This window comes from Trichocoleus sp. FACHB-591, from assembly GCF_014695845.1.
Lineage (GTDB): Bacteria > Cyanobacteriota > Cyanobacteriia > FACHB-46 > FACHB-46 > Trichocoleus.
The window spans coordinates 1-26,796 of sequence record NZ_JACJPA010000029.1 but is presented as its reverse complement, the minus strand read 5'-3'; the positions used below and the strand labels follow the sequence as shown (position 1 = coordinate 26,796).

Sequence of the window (26,796 nt, the reverse complement as noted above, 5' to 3'; positions counted from 1 at the left end):
CTAAAATCAAATGTCTACCAAAATTCTAGTAGTTGAAGACGAAAAAATAATTGCTTTTGATATTCAGAAAAGTTTAGAAAGCTCAGGATATAGTGTTCCTGCGATCGTTAGTTCTGGGGAGCAGGTGATTGAGAAAATTCCTGAGGTTGAACCGGATCTGGTTTTGATGGATATTATTCTCAAAGGTGATCTTGATGGAGTTAAAACCGCAGAAATTGTTCGCGATCGCTTTGATATACCCGTAGTTTACTTAACCGCTCATGCTGACGAAACTACCCTTAAAAGAGCAAAAATATCAGATCCCTTTGGCTACATTTTGAAACCTTTTGAAGATCGAGAACTGGTTACTACGATTGAAATTGCCTTGTCTCGGCATCGCGCAGAGTCAGCAACTCGTAAGGCTTTACAACAAGAAAAAGAACTTAGCGAACTCAGATCGCGATTTGTTTCTGTGGTTTCTCACGAGTTTCGCAATCCACTCAGCACAATTTTGTTTTCCACAGAGCTATTGGAAAAATATCAAAGTAGGCTTAGCGAAGCGAAAAGATTAACTTATTTACAGCGAATTCAAGCGGCGGTAAAGCGCATGAGTCAGTTATTAGATAATGTTTTAGCGATTGGCGCAACAGATGCCGGAAAACTTATCTGTAACCCTACTCCCTCAGATCTCAATCAATTTTGTCTTGATCTAATTGAAGAACTGCAATTTAGTACTAATACTAATTGTGTGATTAGCTTTAACAATCACGATTTTCCAGAACCATTCACCGCTAGTACGCATTTGCCTTGCTTAGACACGAAGTTACTCCAGCATATTTTAATTAACTTGCTGTCAAACGCGATCAAGTATTCTCCTGCAGGAAGCAAAATAAACTTCGACTTATACTATCAACCAGAAGCGGCTATCTTGCGGATTCAAGATCATGGCATGGGTATTCCAGTTGCAGATCAAGCGCAGCTTTTCAGCCCCTTTCACCGTGGTACTAATGTAAGTAACATTGCAGGGACTGGACTTGGGTTATCTATTGTTAAACAGTGCGCTGAGTCTCATGGTGGTACGGTCCAAGTTGTCAGCGAGGTCGGGATGGGGACCCTATTCACAGTCACGCTTCCGTTGAGTTACTCCCTCGCTCATTCATCAGCTCCCTATGCGTAAGATTTTAGTGATTGAAGATGAGCAACCGTTTCGTGAAGCGGTTTTAGAGCTTTTGGAGGTGGAAGGTTTCCAAGCCATTGGAGCAGAAAATGGTCAAATTGGCGTGCGGTTGGCCCAAGAAAATTTACCTGATTTGGTGCTTTGCGATATCCAAATGCCTGATATCGATGGATACAGTGTCTTAAGAGAACTTCGCCAAAATAGCCTCACGGCAACTCTCCCTTTCATTTTTCTCACAGCTAGGGGAGGCAGAGACGAACTGCGTCAAGGTATGAACTTGGGCGCAGATGACTATCTGATTAAACCTTGTACCTCAGCGCAGTTGCTCAATGCGATCGCGACGCGGTTGAACAAACAAGAGGCTCTGAAGCAACAAGCCCAAACTCAATTAGACGATCTCCGAAATAACATCACCGTAGCCCTGCCCCATGAACTGCACACTCCCTTAAATGGAATTTTGGGCCTCTCACAAGTGCTGATCGATGAGTATCAGGGAATCGAACGTGGGGAGATTTTAGAAATTGCCAAGGATATTTACCTCTCTGCGGAGCGTCTATATCAACTCACTCAAAAGTTCTTACTGTATGCCGAACTAGAACTAATTGCTACCAATCCAGCCCGCTTGCAAGAGTTGCAAAAGGATGTAACGCCTTGCTCTAAAGTGGCGATCGCCAGCGCTGCAATGCAGGTGGTAGAGCCAGCAGGTCGGCAAACGGATCTTCAGTTAGACCTAGAAGAGCTGTCAGTGTGGATGGCAGAGGTCAGACTGAAAAAAGTTGTCGAAGAGTTGGTAGACAACGCTTGCAAATTTTCCCTTGCCGGAACTCCGATACGCCTAAGTACAACTCATGGAATGACAGCGCAGAACCAGCAAGCCTTTGTATTGAGCGTCAGCGATCAAGGCCGTGGAATACCGCCTGAGGAGATCGCCAACTTAGGTGGATATATGCAGTTTGAGCGTAAAATTTACGAACAGCAGGGAGCAGGGTTGGGTTTAGCGATCGCTAAACGCTTGGTTGAGTTACACCAAGGCGAACTGGCGATCGAGAGTATTCTGGGCGAACAAACAACAGTTCGAGTTGTTTTACCGCTAGAAAAGCTCCATCCCTGAGAATTGTTTGCTCGTGTCTACTCGCGCTGCCTCTCCACAGGTGCGAGGGGTCGGAAAAATTTTGTCCGGGTTGGCGATGCGTTGCGGATCAAACACTTCACGCACCCACATCATCGTTTCTAAATCGGTAGGGGTAAACATATTAGGCATGTAGCAGCGTTTATCGGCCCCAATGCCGTGCTCTCCGGAAATGCTGCCACCTACTTCCACGCAGAGCTTGAGAATATCGCCACCTAATTCTTCAACCCGCTCCAGCTCGCCAGGGATGGAGTTGTCGTAGAGAATTAAAGGATGTAAATTTCCGTCTCCAGCATGGAATACATTGGCGACTTTGTAGCCATGTTTCTGACTGAGCGCTTCAATTTCTTGCAAGACGAAAGGAAGCTTGGTGCGGGGAATGACGCCATCTTGAACGTAGTAGTCTGGGCTGAGCTTACCCGCCGCTGCAAATGCCGCTTTACGCCCTTTCCACAATTTCAGGCGTTGTTCTGGGTCAGTAGCGATCGTGACGCTGCGTGCTCCATTGTGGCGACAAATCGCTTCCACTCGTTGGCTACTCGCCGCCGCTTCCACTTCTAAACCATCCACTTCGACTAAAAGAATAGCCACTGCATCACGAGGGTAGCAACCTGTCGCCACCACATCCTCCACCGCATTGATGCTGAGGTTATCCATGATCTCCATGCCACCTGGAATAATGCCAGCACTAATAATGTCAGAAACGGCTGCACCCGCCGCCTCGACATTGGTAAAGTCTGCCAGCAAAACCCGGACAGCTTCTGGTTGTTTCAAAATTCTTAGCGTAATCTCTGTGGCAATGCCTAGGGTACCTTCAGAGCCTACAAACAGCCCTGTCAAGTCGTAACCGGGAGTCTCGGCCACCTCTCCACCTACTTCAACAATCGAGCCATCGGGCAAGACCAACTTGAGACCGAGGACGTGGTTGGTTGTCACACCATATTTGAGACAATGAACTCCTCCAGAGTTCTCAGCTACGTTGCCGCCTACGGAGCAGACGATTTGGCTGGAGGGATCAGGGGCATAATAAAATCCTGCACCGCTGACGGCTTGCGTCACCCAGCTATTGATGACTCCGGGCTGAACCACAATCCGCTGATTGGCTAAATCAACTCGCAAAATTTTTCGCATCAGCGCCGTGACGATGAGGACACAATTCTCGGTGGGTAAAGCGCCACCCGATAACCCTGTACCTGCGCCTCTAGTAACAAAAGGCAAGCGCTGGCGATCGCAAATCTTCACCACGGCTGCGACTTCTTCGGTGGTACGCGGCAAAACCACCACCGCTGGCCGCTGGCGATAGCTGGTCAGGCCATCGCATTCATAGACCAGCAGTTCTTCAGGTCTGCGAACAACGCCATTTTTACCAACCACGGCTTCAAATTGTTTGACCACCGCTGTCCAATCACGTTGTTTGTTTTGGGTGATCATCAAATTTCTCCTTGAAGATATAGTGTCTCGCGAGTAAGAAGCGACTAGGCAAATTGAAGTTGTCCTCAAGACTATTGTGACAGCAAGCCCAAGGCAGTGAAAGCAGGGGTGCCGCTAAAGGCGATCGCGCTCTACTCAGCCCCATAGGATGGCAGAAAATCGTTCCTCTGAATCTTCCGATGTTTTTGGTTTTGAACCTCTTACTTGCGTGATACTACTGAGGAGCTGGAAGGACAGAGAGTTTCGTACCCTGATCAGAAAGGACCTTTTGTTATTATTTCAGCCGAGCTAATTTATATGATCGTTTTTTTGAACAGACCATCCGACTCGTAAATTTCTGGATATTGCCGCTCAAAAGCAGAACTGTTTTGGATTTGAGCCTACAGTGAAGTCTGCTTGATGGCCTTAAATTGGTCAGTTTTTCAACTTGTAATTTTTGGTTTATAAAAAATTAATATTTGCTCTAATCCTGCTCCTCTATAGAAAACCACCCTTTTTGCTAAGTCAGGGCGGTTTATTAACCCAAAATTTGCTGTTACTCTTAATTCAGCAAGTCTAGCCTTAGTGATTTCACGTAAAAAAATCTAACTAGAACTCGTGCATCCTGCTTTTTTTGGGCTAACCAAAGGATCTTCTCAGTAATTTCCCTGAGGAACTGGCTAGAGTTGATCATACTGAATCCAGCCAAGAGACTTTGATAAGGCTAAAGTCATGAACCAGAGCCTAAAAATTCAAGCTCAATCTCAACATTCTCCAGAAAGCTCTAAAGCGCTGGCGGCTTCTCAATTGTTGTCCTTGATTCAGGCAGACCTTTCTCTGTCTGCTGACTTGAGCCAAGCTTTTCAAATCAAGCAGTTTCACTTGGGTGAAGATTGTGTCAGTTCTGAGTTAGTTAATTCAGCTCAGAATTCTGCTTGCCATGAGCAGTTGTATTTGGTTTGTGCGGGGCGGGTGCGCTTACTCAGTTTTGATCCAACTCAGCAGCGAGAAGCCCCTGTCATGGTTCTAGAGGCAGGCGAAACTTGGGGGGCAGACTCACTTTGCGCTCAGACTCCGCTTCCTTACCGAGCGATCGCGGCTAGTACCGTGGAGGCGGCGATCCTGGATGGTGCGGCCTTGACTGAGTGGTTCGATCAACTGCCTCGTCTACGCGACTATTTGCTCCGTCAAGCTCAACAGCGCGATCGCCTGATCTTTTTGAAAACATTAACCAACCTGCGATCGCTACCCAGCCAGAAGCTACGGCAAGTGAGCGACTATCTCGTAGAAACCCAGGTGGCTGCTGGCAATGCTTTGTCTCCGCCTATTCTGGCTGAAACAGACTACTGCTGGTTGCGGAACGGTGAAATTCAGAGCCAAGAAGCTCAGTCTCAGCCGTTGATGGTGGGGGCAAGTTGGCATTGCTCAAAAGCACCCCTGACCGATTGGATGGCTCAGACAAATCTGATAATTTATCGGCTGTCTTTGGAGCACTCTCTCAACTTGCAAGTGCTTGTTCCAGAAATCGAGGATTTAATCAAGCACCTGGCTGAATCAGAGGTTGTTGCCAATAATGGCCATTTGCAAGCTGCACCAGCTCAGCCACCTGCCCCTGCAACTGTCATTCGACGATCGCGATCGTGGAAACCCCAAGCACATCTGACTCGCCCTACCGCTGATGTAGAAACTACTCAAGCTAGCGCTGCCTCTGAACCCATTAATTTTCCGGCTCCCTCTCGGCGTTACTCCAGACGACGTTTGTGGGCGGGTTATCCCTTTATTCAGCAACAGAGCAGTTCTGACTGTGGGGCGGCGTGCCTGGCAATGGTGGGGCGATATTGGGGACAGGACCTTAGCTTGAACTTTCTCAGAAACTTGGCGGGGGTTGATCGGAGTGGCGTTTCACTAAAAACCTTAGCGGTTAGTGCCGAACGCTTGGGGTTCCATGCTCGACCCGTGCGGGCCAGTTTAAGTGCCTTGGTGGATCAGACGCAGCCTTGGATTGCTCACTGGCAAGGAGACCATTATGTAGTGGTCTATCGCACTCAAGGCAGGAAGATTCTGATTGCCGATCCAGCGGCTGGGAAGCGATCGCTTTCTCACCAAGAATTTCAGCAATATTGGACAGGCTATGCCCTGCTTCTAGACCCCACTGAAAAGCTGAATGAGATTGAAACTAAAAAACCCTCACTCGACCGTTTTTTACGGTTACTTTGGCCTTACCGTGGGGTTCTACTACAAATTATTCTAGCCTCACTCCTGATTCAGATTTTTGGGCTGATTACCCCTCTATTTACTCAGATTATTCTGGACCAGGTGGTAACGCAAAAAAGCCTTCTGACCTTAAATGTTTTCGCGATCGGCATCCTCATTTTTGGAATTTGGAGCATCACGCTCACCACAATTCGTCAGTATCTTTTAGATTATTTTTCTAATCGCTTAGATCTGACTTTAATTAGTAGTTTTGTCAGTCATGCCCTACTATTACCCCTGAAGTTTTTTGAATCGCGCCATGTGGGTGATGTACTAACGCGAGTTCAAGAAAACCAAAAAATTCAGATGTTTCTGACCCGTCAAGCTGTGACTGCTTGGCTAGATGCCCTGATGATATTTGTCTATCTAGGGCTGATGTTTTATTACAACTGGCAACTGACATTACTTGTAGTCGCTATTATTCCGCCGATTGTAATTTTGGTGCTCGTAGCCACTCCTTTGCTACGGCAAATCTCACGCGAAATCTTTAACCGAGAAGCGGCTGAAAACTCGACGCTGGTAGAGATTTTGACGGGAATTGCCACCGTGAAGGCAGCGGCAGCAGAGCGGGATTTGAGATGGGGCTGGGAAGAACGCCTCACCAGCATGCTCAATGCTCGATTTCAGGGTCAAAAGCTGAGTAACACTTTGCAAGCGGTCAGCGGGTTAATCAATACGATAGGCAGCACTGCTCTACTTTGGTACGGCGCTTCATTGGTGATTCGCGATCAGTTAACGATTGGTCAGTTTGTGGCCTTCAACATGCTCATTGGTAATGTGATTAATCCCGTCTTACGATTAGTGGGACTGTGGGATGAGTTCCAAGAAGTAATCGTCTCCGTAGAGCGGCTAGATGATGTTTTCTCAACCGAGCCAGAGGAGTCTGTGCGAAAACCGCTTCTGGCTCTACCACGCTTGCGGGGAGATGTGCAATTTGACAATGTGACTTTTCGCTATCAAGAAGATGAAGAACATAACACGTTGCAGAATATTTCTTTTCAAGTGCAGGCGGGGCAAACGATCGCCATTGTTGGCCGCAGTGGTTCTGGCAAAACAAGTTTGATGAATCTGTTGCAAGGTCTGTATCACCCAACCAATGGCCGCATTTGGATGGATGGACATGATATTCGCCACGTTTCTCCCCAGTCCTTGCGATCGCAACTTGGGGTGGTGCCGCAAGAATGCTTTCTTTTTTCGGGCACCATTCTGGAAAACATCACGCTGTCTCGCCCAAATTTTGCGCTTGAGGAAGTTGTGGAAGTCGCCAAGCTAGCAGAGGCCCATACCTTCATTCAGGCCATGCCATTGGGGTACAACACTAAAGTGGGTGAGCGAGGAGCCATGCTCTCTGGCGGGCAGCGTCAACGCATTGCGATCGCCCGTTCTCTTTTGGGCAATCCACGAATTCTCATTTTAGATGAAGCGACCAGTTCTCTAGATACTGAGTCAGAGCGACGCTTTCAACAAAACTTGGCTCGCATTAGTCGCGATCGCACTACTTTTATCATTGCTCATCGTTTGTCCACGGTTCGACATGCCGATTGTATTCTAGTCATTGATCGCGGCGTTTTATTAGAGCAAGGGACACATGAAGAACTGATTGCTTTGCATGGATTGTACTATCACTTAGCACAACAACAACTTGACCTTTAATCTTTTAAGTCCACTTTATACAATCTTTAAATCTGGAACATTGTAGAATATGCACTTATCAATTTTGTTGCCTGCATTTCAGTCTTTATCCTCAACATTGCTAGTCAGAAAACTGCCAAATTGGCAGTTATGAAAAAAGGTGAGGATTAGCATGAATATGACCACTAAGCTATTTCTGAAAATACATCGAGTCAAAGTTTGATTCTGTATAAAACAACACGACTTTTTGAGAGTCATGAACTGTGAAGACTGATTCAATCCGACCCTAAAGAGAAGCCTAGTTGAGCTGCCAAGATTAGCGATCGCTGCGAAGGCTCATAGACTGCTTAAGCAGCATTTAAATCAACCTTCATAACCACTGGATGCAAGGGCATGAACTTTAGTTTTCACGAAGGTTCTACTGGTTCTAGACGGCCACAGCTTTCCTTTCCTCAATCCATCAAAGACCTTCTTCTAATCCGGGGTAGTAGCGCAGTGAGTGCCGCTACAAGGCCAGAAGCCACTCACTCAGAAACTTCCACGCGCGTCATGCCTGCTGCTGTGTTAGCACCTCCGGATGCTCACTGGTCCACCTCTCTGCAAACAGTCCTAGATCAGCCCCCCTCCACGATTCCTTACAAATTCCTCCTCGGTGGGTTAGTGTTTGGTGCCATATTCGTGGCTTGGGCTTGGTTTGGCCAGATCAATGAAGTGGGGCATGCAAGGGGGCAGCTAGTTCCCAAAGGCCAGGTTTACAAAATCCATCCGATAGAACTGGGTAAAGTAACTCGTCTTGCTGTTCAAGAAGGCCAGGATGTGAAGGCGGGTCAACTTGTCGCGGAACTAGATAATCAAATTGCCGCAGGCGAAGTGGAGCGGCTGCAAAAAATGTTGATGTTGGATCAAGTCCAACTTAGCCAGACGCAAACTCTAATTGAGCGAACTGCCTTAGAGGCGAAAACCCAAACTGCGATCGCCCAAGCAGATGCCCAAGCCCAAACGGTGACGATTGCTCAAGCTCAGTCTCAAGCAGCAACCGCCCAAAAACTATTAGCTCAGGGGCAAGGGGATGCTACAGCACAGGCTACCCGCCTTGAGCGGCTGCAACCACTCGTCGCGGAGGGTGCGATCGCTAAAGAGCAGACCTTTGAAGTAGAACAGGCCCTACGCGATCGTCAGCGGGCCATCACTCAACAACAAGGTGAACTGCAACAGGCGCTTTCGGAAGCTAAGCGCTTACAAGCAGGGTTAGCTCAAAAGCAAGCCGAAGGCCGCAAGGCTCAGCTAGAAGCGCAGCAACGCATTCAGCAACTAGAGGTTCAGGCAACTGAGCTAGAAGCCAAAATTGCTGAAACCCAAAACTTGCTGATGACCGCACAGGCAAAGCTACAGCAACGATTTTTGTATGCTCCAGTCAGCGGAGTGGTTCTCTCTCTCGATGTTCCTAATACTGGTGAAGTGGTGCAACCAGGCCAAACGATCGCTGAAATTTCTCCCTCTAACGCCCCTTTGGTGCTATCTGCTGCTTTGCCCAATCAAGAGGCTGGTTTTGTCAAGCCTGGTATGCAAGTCCAAGTCAAGCTAGATGCTTATCCATTTCAGGAGTACGGCATCATTCCCGGTAAAGTTCTCACCATTTCACCTGCAACTAAACCCGATGAGCGCTTAGGACCTGTTTATCGATTGGAAATCGCCTTAAATCGTCACTCAGTCACGACTAAACATCAAACTGTCAAATTTAAAGCGGGTCAAACTGCAACTGCTGATGTAATTATTCGTCGCCGTCGCATTATGGATATCCTCTTAGACCCACTGAAGAAGCTGCAACATGGCGCTGTTGATTTGTAAGTCTGTAACCAAGCCTCGAGAACTTTGATCAATCCCATACGGTAGAGTCAAGGAGCCGACACTGTGAATCGCCAAAATCTACATTCCACCATTGAGTATGATCAAGAACAACTTGCTCCAATCATTGAAGCCATCATTGAAGGAAAATACTCTTGGGCTTGCGTTTTACTACTAAGACTAGCTGGTTACAATCCTCTGCATTACATCCCCTACCGAACTTACAATCGGCTCCAGAAGGAAAACTACACTTTTACAAAAAATAAGCAACAGAAAAGGCTTGAATCTCGTTCGAAATGCTCCAAGCTTGTTGCTGATATCTCCCCAATCGAACAACCTACTGAAAAGATTAATGATTTGACTTATATCGAAGTGATGGGCGATCGCCGTAGTCAAACTCGAGGTGGTTTTTGGCCTCAATATTTAAGCCCCTGGTCGTACCGATCTAAGCCAAAACGGGGCAGCTTGTTAGAGCTGGAGGTTTTTACCTCTGTTCGCAAAAATAAAATTCTGTAATTGCAAAAAGCGTCTCTATAGCCTCCTGAAGACACAGTTTAAAGTTTAGGTTTTATGTATCTCGTTCTTCAGTGAAGAACGAGATTTTTTGTTTTTATGTGACTTCACAGCCATTATTTTTAATTTCTTCAGATGCCAAAATGGCAACCCCTACCGAAAGGTGACACCTATATTTATAGGAAGAGTAACTATAAGCTCTGGAGCCCATGTTCTTTATTAGGAGGAAACAATGATCATTACTGACCTAAGATACATGCAAGTTGCTTCGGGGACGCGCCTAAAGGGAGGTAACAGTTGCCTAAGCTCCTGGCTACAAGAACTTGAAACTCTATTTCCTGTAGATGCTACTTGGGATTCTCAATATGCCCAGATAGTCTCCTCAAGTTCGATTAATGGTAGATCCATCACTCAAACCTGGACTTATACTCCTGAAAAAGGATGGAATTATTCTTCAAACTCTACTCCTTAAACTAGAACTAGGGTGCTAACCAGTCATCAGATATTAGATGCGATCGCTTCAAGTTTTTCATTAGCCTTTAACGTCAATAGCTATAGGATTGGAGTGAAGTTGCTTGAAAGAAGCTCCTTCTCTAATCCTATTTTTCGTGATTAATAAGCCCTGATCACTACTGCTGGTTTAGGTATTTTAGATAGTTGTTTTATCTAAAAAGCGTTTTGCACCATGTTTATAGACCATATGACAAAAACAAGTATTTTTTGAGCGTCAAAGCGGAGTAAAAATGAATTTCTTGACTAAATAAAAACTGCCAAAATGGCAATACATACTTTAGAAACTCCAATATATTGTTAGCAACAACCGAAAAGGTTGGAAGAAACACAAAACCAATCTTAAACCCTCTTTATTCAATAGGAGAAAGTCATGGTTATCTCTGATCTTCAATATCTCGAATCCGTTGAGACAGATAGTATTGTAGGTGGTAGCCGCAAACATAAAAAAGGAAAAGGCTATGGCGATTTCAAGTACATTCAGGCTATTCAAATTAACGTCGCTCTCTTCAATAAGGACGCTGTTTACCAAACGAATGTTATTTACCAAGGCTAGAATGACTCCTGTTTGATTCTAGTACTATCGGAAAATATAGGATCACTAGAACTGGTTTTTAGTGATCCTATAATCTATTAAAGATTTAATCGTAAATTACGAAAACCATTGTTTAGAAACGTTTTTGTCTACTTTCTGGGTGGTTTGCTAAGATGACCTCGTAAGCTTACGAATTAACTAGATAACTTAACTAAAATCGTTTAGTTTTTAGCTGTTTATAAGGCAAAATGATTCAATTCTCAGGGATATCTATTGAATTAGATGCTATTACGCACTATCTAAAAAAGGGTTTCAAACTCAAAGAGGTCTGCCAAAATCTTCTATATCAGCAGTTGATTACGGAAGCTGCCGCAGCACGGGGTTTGGTTATTACTGATACAGAAATTCAAGCTGAGGCAGAAAAGCAGCGTCGAGAGAAGGGTTTAGAAAAAGCGGCAGATACCTTAGTCTGGTTAGCCGATGAGCTTGTAACTTCAGAAGATTGGGAAGTTGGGATTCGCGATCGCCTATTGCGTCAAAAGCTGAGTGAATCACTGTTTGCTGAACAAGCAAAAAAGTTTTTCGCTGAAAATCGCTTGAACTTTGAACAGATTGCTGTATACCAACTAACAGTGGCGGATCAAAAGCTAGCTCAAGAAATTTCTTATCAAATTCAGGAACAGGAAATTACATTTTATGAAGCTGCTCACCTCTACGATTTGAATTCAAAACGTAGATATCAGTGTGGATACGAAGGCCATCTCTATCGTTGGAAGATCGAACCAGACATTTCAATTGCTATATTTGGTTCACAGCCCGGGGAAGTGATTGGGCCTCTGCCTACTGATGAAGGCTATAGCCTTTTGATGGTGGAAGAGTTCATGAGTCCCGAACTTACTCCAGAGGTTTATCAAGAAATTCTAAACAGTTTATTTGAAGAATGGTTGGCGAATGAATTAGACTATATCTTGTATCACAAAATTAACTAGTCAAAAATATAAACTCTTTTTTGGGACTGGCTTATGAATTATTCCAGAGTTTGGAAACAAAAGATTACCAATGATGATGGCAGCATTGTCATAACAGCGCAAAGCGTCACAGTAGTTTCCAGTGGCAATAATAATGTACGCCAAACTGTTACTGTAAAAACTACTTCAGATAGCAGGACTCATTCAGATGATACTGATAGCTCTTGCTCTTTTTAGACCTATTGTGCTTTAGGGACGCCGACGACTTGCCTGCGTACCACTACTAAGGTATCAAAATGTAAGCACTGAGGCTTCCTTCCGTAGATCTAAGGATAGGCAAGCTCAAGCTCTACATTTGATCAAGCAGGCTAAGTTCGGTTAAACTATCAAGCCTGAGGTCTTGACTAAAAGGGAGAAGCAAGAAGGTATGTTAAGAAAATCAGCTTTGATTTCCTTGGCCGTTTCACTCTTTTTAGCGAGTTGCAATGGAGCCTCCAAGCCAATCAGTCAATCAGAAACTTACGCTTGGAGCGTCCAAGGGGTAGACGGTGAAAAAACTAATTTCGTTTGTAAGAAAATAGATATTGTCATTTATGCCAGTAAAAAGGCAGGTTCTAACATGAACTCTATTGTGGTGGATGACAAATATTGTGCCAAGTTGCCGAAGCCCAGTGCCTAATTAGCTTCACTTGACTTAGAAAAGCGATCGCTCTCACTTGGAAAAGTAATTCCAGAAGAGCGATCGCTTTTTTCGTCTGTTTTTATGTCTATGACAACTGTGGGCTTACTTCAGTGAGTAAGCCGTTAAGGGCACAATGCCGAGCTTCTGCCGCACCAACTCTAGAGGGGTTTCCCAGTCAGACTCCATATCCCACTCAACAATATGTTTAGCTAACCGACCTGTTTTGATGCTATGGGCCACCTCTTTCAAGTTGCATTTACGGGTCAGTAAACCAGCAATGACCAAGATCGCGCTAGAAGGCCGAAACACTTGACTGCGAACAAACGCTTGCAGCACGAACTCATCATGTTCTGAAGCAGATAACCCTGTGAGTACATGCCAAATATCGTGGGTGCGTTGAATCCAATCTCCTGAATTGAGGGGATCAAACCCATTTTGATCAAGAAACTGAGCAACTTCTCGGCCTAAGGTGCCATCAGGTAATTGACGTAAGAACTCTATGTCTAGCGAAAATTTTTCGTTGGCACGGATTTGGGGGTTGATAATTTGGGCCAATTTTAAGACCACTTCTGTGCGTAAATCTTGCATAGTGACGATTCCGTAACTGTCTATCAGGCTCTCTGCGTATTTCTACAGGCTTTGATTGAGAAGTTACGGATGAAGATTAAATTTTTTAAAAAAGAGGTTCTACGAAAAAGGAATTTGTTCCTTGGAATGTCCTGCAGATAAGCCTTTTAGGAGTTACGTAGTTCTAGGCCAATAAAAAAGATAGGTGCTTGACCCTACGTATTAATACTAGGTGTCTCTAACATGAATCTAAGGGATTACTGAGGCGAGTTTCTTAGGCTCAAGGAGAAGTAGCGGCTAAAGCTACAAAACTAAAGCCAGAGATTACGGTCTATGACTCCTATATCCGTCCCGATAAACTCGCTTTGGAGCAAGACAGAAGCTGTTTTTGACCTTGCTGAGTTTTCTCAAGACCAATCAACATTGGCTCAAAAGTGTTTAACTAAATCCAAGCGCGGATCTGGCATCAGTACAGATTTGGCAATTATGTTTTGTTGAGCGAGCCAACTGTATGGGCACTAATCTTGGCTTTGTCGTGAAAGTAATGGTGATTTCTGCATTGGTCGCGATCGCCATCCAAGTTGTAGGACGCACGTTAGTCGTACAAGCCACTCCTGAAACTGTACTATTCGTCGTATTGTTTCCCAGCTTTGCTTTGGCAATGGCTTTAGGTTGGCGAGCGTGGCAGCAGCGATCGCTGTCCTGAAATTCAAACTTATCTGATTGCCAAACTTAAACGGCAGTTGTGCTCTGTAGATCCTGGTTTTGGTAAATTCTGGCTCGACAACCCTTTTATGCGAACGATTGCTGAAATTAACGACAAAATTAGCCGACAAGCTGCTGTGGTTTGCACAGCGGAAGAAGTCAAAGCCAGAGTCGCAGAAGTTGGGGTGGCACAAACGGCGAAAACCGTGGATGTCGTCACAACAGGTACGTTTGAGCCAATGGAGTCGTCGGGAGCCATCCTGAACCTGGGGCATACCGATCCCCCGATCAAAATTCGGCAATGCTGGCTAGATGGAGTCTTGGCTTATTCGGGTTTTGGCGCAGTTGATCTGTACTTAGGCGCAACGCAAGTGGTCGATTACCCTGGCATGTCAGAAGCCGCCGACGGGGAAGAAAACCGTGAAAGAGGCGGGGGACACGTCATTGAAGATTTGATTGCGGGTAAACCTGTGCAACTGAGAGCCTTAGGACAAGTCACAGATTGTTATCCACGGGCTGCTTTTGAGACAACGATTACCCGCGACACCATCAACCAGTTTTACTTATTCAATCCCCGTAACCTGTACCAAAATTTTATTGTGGGAGTGAATGGGGGCGATCGCCCGCTCTTTACGTATCTAGGCCCTTTGCAGCCTCGACTAGGAAATGCAGTTTATTCCAATCCCGGAGCCATTTCACCGCTCCTGAATGACCCAGATTTACAACTGATTGGCATTGGCTCTCGGATTTTTCTAGGGGGTGGCACTGGCTATATTGCTTGGGAAGGTACGCAACATTTTCCTTTGCAAAAGCGCTTACCTAACCGGGCTCCCATCGGTCCTGCGGCCACATTAGCTTTAATTGGCGATGCCAAACAAATGGATTCGCGTTGGGTCCGAGGTTGCTACTTTAAAAACTACGGCCCCTCGCTCATGATAGGAGTTGGCGTGCCTTTGCCTGTCCTGCATGAAGAAGTCATTGCTCGCTGTGCTGTCCAGGATAAAGATTTAGTTGCACCCATCGTCGATTTCTCAATTCCTCGCCGAGTTCGTCCTACCTTTGGGTTGATTAGCTACGCCCAACTCAAATCGGGGCGGATTACGATTGATGGCAAGCCTGTCCGAGTGGCTTCCTTGGCTAGCATCTTTTTGTCGCGTCAGGTTGCTGTCGAGCTGAAGCAATGGATTGAGGCGGGCAAATTCTTGCTCAGTGAGTCAGTAGCTCCTATTCCGCAAGACCGTGCTTTTATGCCCCAAAATTTGTGGGGTTCTCAGGTGAGCCTAGATTAACTGGGATCAGCTTACAAATAAACAAGGGGAGACATTGTCCCCCCTTTCAACCCACTGTTGCAAAAAACTAACTTTATTCAGGTTGTGCGTCTGAACTGTCCTTCCGCTTTACCGGCTTAGGCAAGGGTGCCTTTCTGACGGGGGCTGCTCCGGCGCTACCTCCAGCATTAGCGACAGGACGAGTGCTCGGACGGCTCGGACGCTGCCCATCTCTGGGTCTTCTGCCACCCACACCGCCTGCTCTGGGCCGTTCGTGCGCTTGGCGTTTGCGCGGAGGCAACAGACCAATAGAGGTGCCATCACGGATCACTAAAACATCGCCTTGACGATAGGCATTTAGATCCCAGAAGTGGCCAACTGCCTTACCCGTTAAATTACCCTGAAGTAATAGCTTAAAAGTTTTCTCCTCATCTGCATCTTTGCGGGGAGACTGTCTAATTTTGACAATAATTCGCTCCTCATCGAGAGCTTGATAAATTACCTCACCCCGAATGGAAAAATAGCCATCTTCGTGATCAGAAGAAGCCGCGACTTCGGGGATGCCTGCCTCGGTTGGTTCCTCGGTAGTAGGTTGAGGGATGCCTTCATCAGCCTGATTTAGTTTTTCTGGCTCCCAAACTCCCACAATTTGGGCGTGTAAGTTTGCCTCTTTTTCCCTTGTACGTGGATACACAACCCAGAGGTGCTCTTGCTCTAGATCTAAATGCTTTCTCACCAAGCTCATCACCCGACCTAACAACACAGCATCAATAGCGGTGCCATCAGAGGTGACTAAATTGCCGCGAGTAAAGTGGTCTGGCGATGCAACGTATCGTCCTCGAATTAAGCCAATGGCCCGGTACTGCTTGGGTTCGCTTGGGGGAGGGATGGGTTGTTGCCGCATAACTGATGCCTGCTCGGATAGTTCGTCACCCTCGCTACGGGAGACTGGGTCTTCAGAACTTTTGATCCCAAGGGCTACAGGAGTAGTCGGTGGAGTCAGTTCTGCTGCATTCACAGTTGAAGCTAATTCTGACGTCATTTCAGATAGTTGATCTGCTGGAGTCTGTAAAGGGGTGGGAGCAGGAGATGAACTTGAAGTCTGCTCATGGGCAAAGTCTGAACCCAAGTTGGAGGTTGGGTCAGAAGCAGGCGAAGCCTGATGAGATGATACAGACTCAGGGGGCTTATGGGGCCGCTTGGGAGAGGAACTCATAGATGTTGTTTGCAGACAGGAGGCATGATTGCATCAGTCTGCTTATTTTACTGAATGCAATCACTCTACGGACCGATCCGCAAAGTTTCTGCAATCTTTAATTGTAATTAGTGATTTAAGCCACCCGTGCGTAAATTCTCGCAGTCTGTAGAAACGTATTGCACACAACTTTTGCTCCAAAAGTCGATCGGGGAGATTTTTAGAGGATGAGTTCGATTCTGTCAACGTGTTTTCCTAGGATAAAAGAAAATCTTAAAACTTAATACTTGATGCGATCGCTTTATCTACCGAGTTAGCGAGTGGAGATTAAGCAAGATTATTTCTGAACTGCAATAAGCTCACTAGGGAGGGCGATCAGGGTGGGAACCCCAGCTATTGAGAACCGCTCTGAACTAAAGTAAATAGCTGAGGGGGCAGGCTACGCTGGCTGAAAGCAGAGGTCTGACCCGGAGACCGTTAAAATGTTCGTAGAGTTCAAGGCAGTTGTGTGACTGAGAAGCGGCGTCGCTGGATCGTTAATGTTGTGCTAATTCTGGCAGTCGTTGCCTTTGTCGGCTTTTCTCTGTTCCCGCTCCTAGGGGATGCTTTTAAGGCTGAGCAATCTGGTGGTGAGCCAACTCCCTCCTCGGCTCAAGCCACGCCTACCGCCAAGCAAGAGGAATTGAAAGCTCAGGCGAAAGGGTATGAACTCGTTTTGCAGCGAGAGCCAGACAACCAAACCGCTCTCCGGGGTTTAGTGGAGGCACGACTACAACTGCAAGATATTAAAGGCGTGGTTGAGCCTTTAGAAAAGCTGGCCAAGCTGAATCCTGACCAAACCCGCTATGGGGTGTTGCTGGCTCAAGCGAAGCAGTACGCGGGCGATCGCGAAGGTGCGGCAGAATCCTATCGCACTATTTTGACCGCGAAACCGGGAGATATGATAGCGCTGCAAGGCTTGGTGGGTTTGCTAATTGAGCAAAAACGGCCCGAAGCTGCCGTAGGCTTACTGCAAGACACTCTCAAAACAGCGAATGAAACCAACCAAGTGAAGCCAGGCAGCGTGGATGTGCCCTCTGTCCAGTTATTACTAGGCCAGGTATACGCGGAGCAGAAGCGATACGACGAGGCGATCACAATCTATGACGAAGCGATTAAGAACAGCGGCAAGGATTTTCGTCCAGTTTTAGCTAAAGCCCTTGTTTTCAAGCAGCAAGGTAAGGATGAGGCCGCTAAACCCCTGTTTAACTCCGCGATCAGCTTAGCTCCCGCTGAGTACAAAGACCAAATTAACCAATTGGCAAGCGGTAAACCACCAACGCCACCCACAACCGCCCCGACCACTGCTCCAAGTCAAGTACCTGCTAGCCCACCAGCAGACCAACCTTCGCCAGCGACACCTTAGGCCGCTAAGGATGAGGGATGAAGGGTATCAGGAATGAGGAGCCAGAAATTAGCAGTCAAGAAAGTGAGCCTCTCGTAAATGCCTTACGTCGGACTCTCTGGCTTCTGACTCCTCACATCTAACTTCTCATTCCTAATGGCTACCTTCTAACCAAGCCACTCCTGCGAAAATCAGGAATAGCAAACCACCTATTGCGGTCATGACTCGCTCGGAGATCCGCTGACAGACCAGGCGGCCACTAAATACAGCGATCGCCGCGCAAATGGCGTGACCCAGAATTGCGCCTAAAGTGATCCCAATGGGGTTGTTGGCGGCAGACAGAAAAATAGTGGCAAATTGCGTGCGATCGCCCCACTCTGCGACGAAAGTCAGTGTGAATGCTTCAATGCAAATCGCTAACCAAGTTTGGTGTTGAGGCGACTTTGCTTCCGCTTCTTCAACCACATTCATGGCTTCTTTCGCTTCATCTCCGGTGTTCTCGGCAGGCATTTGCTGCGCGTCATACAGCAGCTTCAGCCCAAAGGCAGCGAGTAAAACGACTTCCAAGTAGTGCATCAGCGCCTTAGGAAACAGGGAAACCGTTTGCCCCAACAGCACAGATAAAACAGTCATGAGGGCGAGCGCTAAAACTGCACCCGTAAAGACCCACCGACGGGGGTGACGCATCGCCAAAATTGCCGCGATGAAGAAAGTTTTGTCTCCTAATTCGGAAACCGTAATTAGCGATAACCCAGCAGTAAAGGCTGTCAGCACTGACTCAAGCTCCTCAAACGTCTCTAGCCTTGAGGTGGCTTAAGTAGAGCAAAAGACCCCACTAAGCTCACCTCAGATGTGAACTTAGTGAAGGTCTCGCTTCCAAGTAATCTAAAAACTTGTCACCTGAACCAGGCTCATCGCCAGTATGTTGATTCAGATGGGCTAGCTGTTCTGCGCTAGCAGCTACTCCCCTTCAAACTATGAGTAATTATACATGGATTTACGAGTTTTGCGATCGCCCTCTCAAACTATGCCAAGCCCTTGAAGCAGGAACAAGCAGTTGTAAACGAGCTGACCGCTGCGGAAAACTGTTCGTTACGTTCCATCAACCCCATATGCCCAGCGGGACGGAGGAACTTTAATTCGGCGTTGGGAAGGTGGCTGCTCATATATTCATGAGCGGCGGGAACGGTGGCGATGTCTGCATGACCCGCAATCACTAGCGTCGGCACAGCAACGGTGGGTAGCGTGGCTCTCTCGTCGTAGCGCAACATTGCTAGCACCCCTCTGGCCAAAATACCTGGTTGAGCAATCAGTCCCAGAATAGTAGAGAAATTGAGTTGACCGCGTGTTTCTCGTCCGGTAAAGCCAGAAATTTCAGTAGTAAGGTGCATGGAACCGTTGAGGTAGCTCAAGCCACTGATTAACCAAAACAGTGGCGATAACCAAATGGTCAGGTGCAACAGTGGCTCTATTAAAGGTTTCTGGAGTGCTTGTAACAGGCGACTCAGGATTGCGGTCTTGAGAGGGTTTGTATAGGTCGTATCTACTAGGACAAGGCCAGCAACGCGATCGCGCAACCGCTCAGAAAATAAGCGGCAAAAGGTGAGGATAATCATGCCACCCATGCTGTGTCCCAGGAGAATGGCTGGCTTGTCTCCTACCATTGCCAACACTGCCTCTAAATCACTGGCATATTTTTCGATGGAGTAATCTTCGTTTTGCGGCTTTTTAGATTTACCTAAACCAGGTAAGTCCCAAAGGATTAAGCGGAAGCGATCGCCCAATTGTTTTTTGGCGTAGTACCAAACGGTGCTATTTGGCCCCCAACCGTGAGTGAAGATGATCGGCTGAGCATCGACGGGGCCGTAAAACTCGACATGAATTTCGCTGCCATCCGGTCGGGGAATCTTACGAACCTCTTGACTACGAATAGCTTTGGGTTCGTCTTTGCCAGGTCGCCGGAACAGTAGGAGCGGCAGGAAACCCACAAATGCCCAAAGGGTCATCAGTGAACCTGCGATCAACCACTTGTCCGAGATTAAATCTCCTTCATACCATTCGTGCAGAATGTAGATTCCGCCCCCTAATAGCGCGATCGAGAAAAGCCCTGCCAGCCACCGCAACAAAAACTCTAGGGGCGTAAATATCATGGTTAACCTCTTCGCTCCAACTCCTAAACCAATGTCTTGCGACACTAAAAAGTACGTTAGAAGCAACGCCAAACTCAAGCAACGACCAAAGGTCATAACCCTTACTAAAAAGATTAAATATCACTGACCGAAATCAGCCTTTATACGAATGAAGTAAGTAATTGGCAAAAGAAAAACTATGCAACTTGAACCGTAAAGATGACATTCGTAGATAAACTCAATCTTCCTTTTGTAACTTGGAAAAACCAGTGGGCAGATGAAGTAGAGCAAATTACTAGAGAAATTGCTATTAAAACTGGGGTGTTCAAAGGCGATGATCCGATCGAACTTAAGCGTTTCAAGGGAATCATTGAGTGTCCTGCTTATGCTTATCCCCAAGCAGAACTAAAGAATTTAGCTTTGTGTGCTCGCTTTACATCTTTGCTGTGGTTTATAGACGACACTTACGATGAAGACCAAGCGTTTGCTAGAGATGAAGAACGCCTTGTAAATTTCATGTTGAGTCAGTGGAGATTATTTCTTCCAGACACAGACGTTGAGATTGAGGCTACAGATGCTTTGTCTCGCTTTGCCATTCTCCTGAAGAATGATCTACTTGAGGCTGCCAAAGGTGGAGAAGTGTGGCTCGATCGCCTCAGTAAATCAATCTATGATTACTTATTCCAAGGCTCCTTAAAGGCGACTCAAAATTGGGTCAATAATATTACCCCTGATCTAGAAACATATCTAAAACTTAGAGAATATGACTCTGGTATGTATCCCTGTTTGGACTTCGTTGAGATTGCGAACGGAATATTTCTTCCAGACACAGTCGTGAGCCATCCAACTATTCAAGAAATGCGTAAGTTATGCGCTAGGATCTCGGGCTGTGTTAACGATATTTTTTCGTATGAAAAAGAAGTCAAAAGAAATAATGACTCTAGCAATCTAGTACACGTACTAATGCAAGAGCGATCACTTTCATTAGGTGAAGGTGTAGATGCTGCTGTCACTTTGATTAATGCAGATATAGCTGAGTTTTTGAAGTTAGAAAAAGTTGTACCTGAATTTGGAAACGAACAATTGCAAAGTCAAGTCATTCAATACATTGAAGGGATGAAGTACTGGATGCGAGGCAACGTAGATTGGAGCTTAGCAACAGGGAGATACTCGATTCCATCAACACCTTAGGGTTGTATAGCTTGGCCGACAGCATCAATAAAAAATAAGGTGAGCATTGCCCACCTTAAAATTTCAAATTACAAACTGCGAATTAATTAAGCGTTGTCGCGATCGCGCTTCTTATTCGCTTTTTCAGCACGGGCTTCGGCTTCGGCCATGACGGTTGCCATTTGTTCCACCATTTCTCCAGGGTGGTTTTCTAGAACTTTGGTGGAGAGAGACACACGGCCTTGAGTCGCATCCAGGTCTACGATCATGGCTTGGATGGGTTGTCCTACCTCGAATAGAGAGGGCAGGGATTCGATAAAGCGATTGCTGACTTGGTTGATGTGGAGTAGACCCGTGGTGCCGCTGAAATCCACAAACACACCAAACGGCTTGATGCTGGTAACTTTGCCTTCAATCAGTTGACCTACTTCCAGGTTGCTCATGCTAGCTGCACGAGTCGCCATCCGGTTAGAGAGGATGAGTTTGTTACGGTTGGGGTCAACCTCTAGGAAGCTGGCCGTGAGAGTTTGGCCTTTGAGGGCTTCTAGGTCGTTGCGCTCTACTAAATGCGATCGCGGAATAAAGCCACGCAACCCGCGCACATCCACAGTGACGCCACCCTTATTGGTGCCTGTGACCCGCACCTGCACCGATTGGCTGCTATTTTGCAGATCAGCGACTTCTTCCCAAATTCGATTCATCTCCAAGCGGCGACGAGACAACGTAACTTGGCCGTCGGCATCTTGGTCGCGAATAATGACAAATTCTTGCTCTTCGTTGAGCGGCAAAACTGCGGATAAATCTGTAACCCGTCTCAAGGCAGCTTCTTCAGTCGGCACAAAGGCGAGAGATTTACCACCAATGTCCACATAAGCGCCATTCGCTTCATAGTTGAACACTTTTCCTCGCACAACTTGACCGGATTGAAACCCATAGTCGTGTTGTTCTAAGGCTCTCGCAAAATCATCCATCGAGAAGGACGGAGTAGCTTGAGAACGGGGCGATTTTGAAGTCATATGAGATTGAACAGTGAAAATAATGAGATGAACTGAGGCGATAATTCTCAGTACCACTTGCTCTAAGGTATCGTGCTCAGATGCAACTGAAGGCTTTCCGTCAGGACTCTTCATGAAGCAACGTCAACGGCAGAGGCAGAGTGGGTTTCCTCACTATAGTCAATTCCTATGCAGTTCAGGACGGTTGAGAAAAAGTCTATCCTAGGGGTGATAGGCGTTTGAGGCATTTCCGGTGGCTGCTGACTCAGTTTGGATCGTGGGGCCAACCCGTAGCGGTAAAACGACTTACTTGGTGAATCAGTTCAAGGCTTGGGTGCAAGCGGGGCTAGGGGCAAACCGCGATCGCCCACCCGTCCCCATGAAAGAAGGGCGACCCGTTTCAGAGCGACTTCAGCAATTGATGGTAGAGCGATCGCAACGCTCCCAGATGCAGCAAACCGCTTCCGCCATCTTGGTTTTTGCCGCCACTGGGGATAACCGTTTAGAGTTGGTCGATCGCCTCACCTCCGCAACTCAAGGCGAGTGCCCAATTCAGTCTGCTACGCCGATCGGTTTCTTTCAAGATGAAGTGTTGCTGTTTTGGCCGCTGTTGGTAGAGCAATTGCAAGTGAAGGCGCAATTTCCGGTGCGGCTGCGACCCGAAAATGAGCAAGAATTGGCTACGAGATTGTGGCGATCGCAACTCACTCCTGAAGTGTTGCAACGCTCTGGTGTGGGTGAGTATCGGCTAGTGCGGCGGCTGCTGGACTGGTTGCAACTGGCAGCTCTGGCGGGTACTGCCACCGAGGATATTCCTGGCATTGTAGAAGTGGGTTTATCCGGGCAAGATTCGGCTTTGTTTGGAGAGTTGTTGTGTGAGTGGCGCAGCTGGTGTCTGGAGCGTGGTTTGCTCACCTACGGTTTACTCTGCGAACTTTACTGGCGCTATCTTCTGCCTAACCCCACCTATCAACAACATTTGAGTCAGCGGTATCAAGCAGTTCTAGCCGATGATGTGGATAACTACCCTGCGATCGCGCGGCAGTTGTTTGAATGCTTGCTAGATCACGGAGCTGTAGGCGCGTTTACCTACAACCCTAATGGTGGCATCCGTCTGGGTTTGGGTGCTGATCCACAGCATTTAGGTGATTTAGCAACGCGGTGTCGAGTTGTGGAGTTGTCTGCAAACGTCAATCCTGGCTTGGCAAATCAGGTGGGGTTGTCTGTCGTGGAAGTTGTCACCGATCCTTTATTTCTCACCCAGCTACCAGATGCAGTGCAATCGCTACAAACGACTTCTCGCGCTCAGTTGTTGCGGCAGACCGCTCAAGCGATCGTGGAGGCGGTGGAATCAGGGCAAGCACAACCGCACGAAATTGCCGTGATTGGCCCTGGTGTAGACGCGATCGCTCGTTATACCCTGCGAGAAATTTTGGGCAAACATGGCATCGCTGTTGAGTCGATTAATGACCAGCGGCCCCTAGCCAGTTCCGCAATGGTGCGAGCTTTACTGACGCTGCTCACGCTGGTCTACCCGAATTTAGGCCGCCTGATCAACCGAGACGCTGTTGCGGAAATGCTAGTCGTCCTCAGCCAAACTCCCCACCCTGAAGGGCAAGATTCAGCATCTACCAACTCCAAAACGTCATCCCACCCTACGGGAACGCCAAAGGCGAACATCCTTCATCCATCCATCGACCCCGTCCGTGCTGGCCTCCTAGCCGATCACTGTTTTGAACCACACCCGGATTCCCCCCGATTACTTCCTACTACCGAATTTCCTCGTTGGGATCGCTTGGGTTATGAAGCAACTAAAGCTTATGACGAGATTGTGCAGTGGATCGAAACTCAGAAGTTACAGCAAGAACAACACTTAGTTCCAGGGGCGATCGCTATTCTGGATCGCGCCATGCAAAAGTTTTTGTGGAACGGCAGTCACCTCCCCTTCGACCAACTCGCGACCCTGCGAGAACTGATGGAGACAGCGCAGCATTATTGGGAAGTGGACGCGCGATTGCGACAAAGTGAGAATACAGATACGCCAGCTTCAGTGACAGTGAGCAACTTTATTCAACTGTTGCGCGGTGGCACGATCACAGCCGATCCTTATCCGGTGCGGACGGCGAGGACTGCCAATCAAGCAGTGACTTTGGCGACGATTTTTCAGTACTGCTCCAACCGTTTGTTTCATCGTTGGCAATTCTGGCTAGATGCAGGCTCCCCGCGCTGGCTCACAGGTTCTGAAACTTTGTTTGGCGCACCTCTATTTTTGCGAAGCTGGTCGGGCACACCTTGGACAGAAGCCGATTCGATGGCCGCTTTAGAGCGACGGTTGCAACGGATTTTGCTGGACTTGTTGGGTCGAGCGGGCGATCGCGTGTTTCTCTGCCATAGCGACTTGGCAACCAACGGTCAGGAGCAAATCGGCACACTGCTTTCGTTGGTGAATGCTTCGGTGCCGATGGTGACAGAACCGATGGCGACAGAGGATGCCCTTATGGCAAGTTCAACCAGCCCTTGATTTCCTGCACTAACCACAAACACTCAGCTCGGCTCAAACCTTCACCAAAAGAATATTCACGCATCCCTGCCTGAATCGTGATTCTGCGGCGAACTTCTGCGCCAGAGGAGATTTTAGATTCGGTGCTATCTTCAAACACATCTTCGATTTCGCCGATACCACCATCCGGTTTTTCCGGGATATAGCCCAGGATTTTTCTGTAGATGACGAAGCAGTGTTTGTCGAAGTAAACGCGGGTTGGGCAAGCAGACGTATAAGTCAAAAACGAGACTGTGAGCGACAGAATTAGGTAGCCAAACGCCCAGTCCCAATAGCCTCGGCTTAGCGCAATTAGAAATGAACAGACAAAAAAGAACAAAGCTAATGACAAGAAGGGCAATGTAAGCCCTGTCCCTCTCGCAGGAATTTCGATTTGCATCTCAGTTTCGGCTTGCCTTAGCTTGACCTGAGTTCCCTCTGGCGCTTTTGCTAGAGGAGCAGTCGGATGCTGGCGCGATCGCTCCTTCGCTCCTTGCAACCCAGATTCCAGCGCAGCCAAAGCTTCACGAGCGGTACTGAAACGGTTGTCGGAAGCAGGCTCCGTTAAGCGGTCAATCCAGTCGAGCAGATGAGGATTGAGACTGACGCGATCGCGCCATTCCAACCGCAAATCTTTCTGAGGTAAATCGGCGGGAGCAACGCCTGTGACTAAGTGAATCAAAGTGGCTCCCAAGGCATACAGATCGGAAGCGGGGACTGCACGACCCCCAAATTGCTCTAGAGGCGTATAACCGTAAGTTCCCACCACGGTAAACGTAGCGCCTTCCGTCGCCGCTCGGTCTTGCACTGCCCCAAAATCCACTAGATAAATCTTACCATCATCGCCCCAAATAATATTGCTGGGCTTGATGTCTCGGTGCAGCACTGGAGGGCTAAGTTCGTGCAAGTAAATCAACGTTTCTAGAATTGCTGTGGCAATATCCCGAATTTCTAACTCAGTAAACTTCTCACCTTGCACCAACAACTCTTTGAGAGATGCACCAGGGATATACTCCTCTACCAGAGCAAACCACAGGGGCTTCTCTTCTAGACAAAAGTAATCGTAGTACTGAGGAATGCGGGAATGATCTAACTGTTCGAGGACTTGGGCTTCCCGCTCAAACAGTTTCACATGCTCCCATCGAGCGCTCCCTTCAACTGCCAGTAGCTTAATAACTACTAAGTTGTTTTCATCTTCTGGCTCCGCCAAGTCACCTGCTAACCAAGTCTGCCGTACAGGATGATCGTTGAATTGGGCTTGGAGTTGATAGCGATCGCAAATCACCTGTCCTGGCTCAAGCATCCTCTTCGAGTACCTGTTGGTTTTCCTCCAATGTGCCACCTGTTCTTAAGGAATTGCAAATTCTGATGTATTTCTCTAGCTAGCCTTACTAGGATGAACAAAAATCCTCTACAGATCTATGAAAGACCGCGACTACACACTCATCATCGATAAGAGCGGTAGCATGTCTACTCCAGACCAGCGGGGCGGGCGAACCCGGTGGGCAGAAGTCCAAGAATCTACCCTGGCACTAGCGAGAAAGTGTGAGCAATTTGATCCAGATGGCATCACCGTTTATCTGTTCTCTAGCCGTTTCAAGCGTTACGACAACGTCACCTCGGCAAAGGTTGATCAGTTGTTTCTAGAGAACGATCCGTCTGGTACAACCAATCTGGCTTCTGTGTTGCACGATGCCACCAACAGCTATCTCCAACGCAAGCAGGCCAAACAGACAAAGCAGGGAGAGACGATTTTGGTGATTACCGACGGTGAACCAGACGATCGCCGAGCGGTGATAGAAGTGATTGTGAACGCCTCACGTCAGCTTGACCGAGACGAAGAATTAGCGATTTCCTTCATCCAGGTGGGCAATGACTCCCAAGCTAGTAAATTTCTCAAATCCTTAGACGATCAAATGCAAGATATTGGGGCAAAATTTGACATCTGCGACACGATTACATTTGATGACATGGCAGATATGAGCCTTGCCGAAGTGCTGACGAACGCCATCCACGATTAAGCAACCTAGGTGAGCTGCACCGGAAGCTTCAACTTTAGCGAAATGCAGCTCACTGACGCTCCAAGGCCAACCAGCTCCAGAACTTACGCAAAAGTCATTTGAACGGACGGATGCTTGAGTTGCTCCTTGAGATACTCAGAGAGCATCCCGTGCTTGATTTGATAGATAGTTCTACCACTTTCGTAGGCAA

The 26,796-nt window shown here is 47.4% G+C and carries 21 protein-coding genes; 14 read left to right on the top strand and 7 right to left on the bottom strand.

From position 1 onward, the window contains the following. Positions 1-10 precede the first annotated feature (10 nt). The gene (locus tag H6F90_RS04130; RefSeq protein WP_190550498.1) at positions 11-1,156 is read left to right on the top strand and encodes an ATP-binding protein; all 1,146 of its coding nucleotides are present in this window, start codon (positions 11-13) and stop codon (positions 1,154-1,156) included. Next, entirely contained in the window at positions 1,149-2,267 is a 1,119-nt protein-coding gene (locus H6F90_RS04125) for a response regulator (protein WP_190550496.1), read from the top strand. The genes H6F90_RS04130 and H6F90_RS04125 overlap by 8 nt, the downstream gene beginning before the upstream one ends. Here H6F90_RS04125 and glcD read toward each other — a convergent pair. Then, complete coding sequence (gene glcD, locus H6F90_RS04120) at positions 2,247-3,716, bottom strand: glycolate oxidase subunit GlcD (protein WP_190550494.1); 1,470 nt, start codon at positions 3,714-3,716, stop codon at positions 2,247-2,249. The genes H6F90_RS04125 and glcD overlap by 21 nt on opposite strands. 711 nt (positions 3,717-4,427) lie before the next feature. Between glcD and H6F90_RS04115 the strand changes: the two genes are divergently transcribed. From H6F90_RS04115 to H6F90_RS04090, 6 genes are all read left to right on the top strand, one after another. Next, positions 4,428-7,601: an ABC transporter transmembrane domain-containing protein gene (locus H6F90_RS04115; protein WP_190550492.1), complete on the top strand. Its 3,174-nt coding sequence runs from the start codon at positions 4,428-4,430 to the stop codon at positions 7,599-7,601. Positions 7,602-7,973: 372 nt separating this feature from the next. Next, a complete protein-coding gene (locus H6F90_RS04110) occupies positions 7,974-9,428 on the top strand; it encodes an HlyD family efflux transporter periplasmic adaptor subunit (protein ID WP_190550482.1) in 1,455 nt (484 codons plus the stop codon). A 63-nt stretch (positions 9,429-9,491) separates the two neighbouring features. Further along, a complete protein-coding gene (locus tag H6F90_RS30520; protein ID WP_190550481.1) occupies positions 9,492-9,941 on the top strand; it encodes a HetP family heterocyst commitment protein in 450 nt (149 codons plus the stop codon). A gap of 880 nt (positions 9,942-10,821) precedes the next feature. Then, entirely contained in the window at positions 10,822-11,004 is a 183-nt protein-coding gene (locus H6F90_RS04100; RefSeq protein WP_190550480.1) for a hypothetical protein, read from the top strand. A gap of 227 nt (positions 11,005-11,231) precedes the next feature. Next, the gene (locus tag H6F90_RS04095) at positions 11,232-11,972 is read left to right on the top strand and encodes a peptidylprolyl isomerase (RefSeq protein ID WP_190550479.1); all 741 of its coding nucleotides are present in this window, start codon (positions 11,232-11,234) and stop codon (positions 11,970-11,972) included. A gap of 406 nt (positions 11,973-12,378) precedes the next feature. Then, positions 12,379-12,630, top strand: a complete 252-nt coding sequence (locus H6F90_RS04090) for a hypothetical protein (RefSeq protein ID WP_190431775.1) — start codon at positions 12,379-12,381, stop codon at positions 12,628-12,630. Between the two features lie 105 nt (positions 12,631-12,735). Here the strand turns inward: H6F90_RS04090 and H6F90_RS04085 are convergent, their stop codons facing one another. Further along, positions 12,736-13,221 carry a Coq4 family protein gene (locus H6F90_RS04085; protein ID WP_190550477.1) on the bottom strand — a complete coding sequence of 162 codons (486 nt, stop codon included), beginning with the start codon at positions 13,219-13,221 and terminating at the stop codon, positions 12,736-12,738. A 490-nt stretch (positions 13,222-13,711) separates the two neighbouring features. Between H6F90_RS04085 and H6F90_RS04080 the strand changes: the two genes are divergently transcribed. After that, on the top strand, positions 13,712-13,906 hold the full coding sequence (locus tag H6F90_RS04080; protein WP_190550476.1) for a hypothetical protein: 195 nt from the start codon (positions 13,712-13,714) through the stop codon (positions 13,904-13,906). 88 nt (positions 13,907-13,994) lie between these two features. Continuing rightward, entirely contained in the window at positions 13,995-15,194 is a 1,200-nt protein-coding gene (locus tag H6F90_RS04075) for a homocysteine biosynthesis protein (protein ID WP_190550474.1), read from the top strand. Positions 15,195-15,267: 73 nt separating this feature from the next. On the opposite strand, the gene H6F90_RS04070 is transcribed toward H6F90_RS04075, so the two are convergent. After that, positions 15,268-16,389, bottom strand: coding sequence for a hypothetical protein (locus tag H6F90_RS04070; protein WP_190550473.1), 1,122 nt, complete (start codon positions 16,387-16,389; stop codon positions 15,268-15,270). Between the two features lie 487 nt (positions 16,390-16,876). On the opposite strand from H6F90_RS04070, the gene H6F90_RS04065 reads away from it, so the two are divergent. Next, on the top strand, positions 16,877-17,773 hold the full coding sequence (locus tag H6F90_RS04065; protein WP_190550472.1) for a tetratricopeptide repeat protein: 897 nt from the start codon (positions 16,877-16,879) through the stop codon (positions 17,771-17,773). 132 nt (positions 17,774-17,905) lie between these two features. On the opposite strand, the gene H6F90_RS04060 is transcribed toward H6F90_RS04065, so the two are convergent. Then, positions 17,906-18,526 (bottom strand): TMEM165/GDT1 family protein, encoded by a 621-nt coding sequence (locus H6F90_RS04060; protein WP_190431786.1) that lies wholly within the window; start codon positions 18,524-18,526, stop codon positions 17,906-17,908. Positions 18,527-18,777: 251 nt separating this feature from the next. Next, positions 18,778-19,902, bottom strand: a complete 1,125-nt coding sequence (locus tag H6F90_RS04055; RefSeq protein WP_190550471.1) for an alpha/beta fold hydrolase — start codon at positions 19,900-19,902, stop codon at positions 18,778-18,780. A gap of 198 nt (positions 19,903-20,100) precedes the next feature. Here H6F90_RS04055 and H6F90_RS04050 point away from each other — a divergent pair, with 198 nt between their 5' ends. Beyond that, positions 20,101-21,072 carry a hypothetical protein gene (locus H6F90_RS04050; protein ID WP_190550467.1) on the top strand — a complete coding sequence of 324 codons (972 nt, stop codon included), beginning with the start codon at positions 20,101-20,103 and terminating at the stop codon, positions 21,070-21,072. An 86-nt stretch (positions 21,073-21,158) separates the two neighbouring features. On the opposite strand, the gene H6F90_RS04045 is transcribed toward H6F90_RS04050, so the two are convergent. After that, on the bottom strand, positions 21,159-22,181 hold the full coding sequence (locus tag H6F90_RS04045) for a S1 RNA-binding domain-containing protein (protein ID WP_370587942.1): 1,023 nt from the start codon (positions 22,179-22,181) through the stop codon (positions 21,159-21,161). A 118-nt stretch (positions 22,182-22,299) separates the two neighbouring features. Here H6F90_RS04045 and H6F90_RS04040 point away from each other — a divergent pair, with 118 nt between their 5' ends. After that, positions 22,300-24,567: a recombinase family protein gene (locus tag H6F90_RS04040; protein ID WP_190550465.1), complete on the top strand. Its 2,268-nt coding sequence runs from the start codon at positions 22,300-22,302 to the stop codon at positions 24,565-24,567. Here H6F90_RS04040 and H6F90_RS04035 read toward each other — a convergent pair. Further along, entirely contained in the window at positions 24,542-25,888 is a 1,347-nt protein-coding gene (locus H6F90_RS04035) for a serine/threonine-protein kinase (protein WP_190550464.1), read from the bottom strand. The genes H6F90_RS04040 and H6F90_RS04035 overlap by 26 nt on opposite strands. Positions 25,889-26,006: 118 nt before the next feature. On the opposite strand from H6F90_RS04035, the gene H6F90_RS04030 reads away from it, so the two are divergent. After that, the gene (locus H6F90_RS04030) at positions 26,007-26,606 is read left to right on the top strand and encodes a VWA domain-containing protein (protein WP_190550463.1); all 600 of its coding nucleotides are present in this window, start codon (positions 26,007-26,009) and stop codon (positions 26,604-26,606) included. The last annotated feature ends 190 nt before the right edge of the window (positions 26,607-26,796 follow it).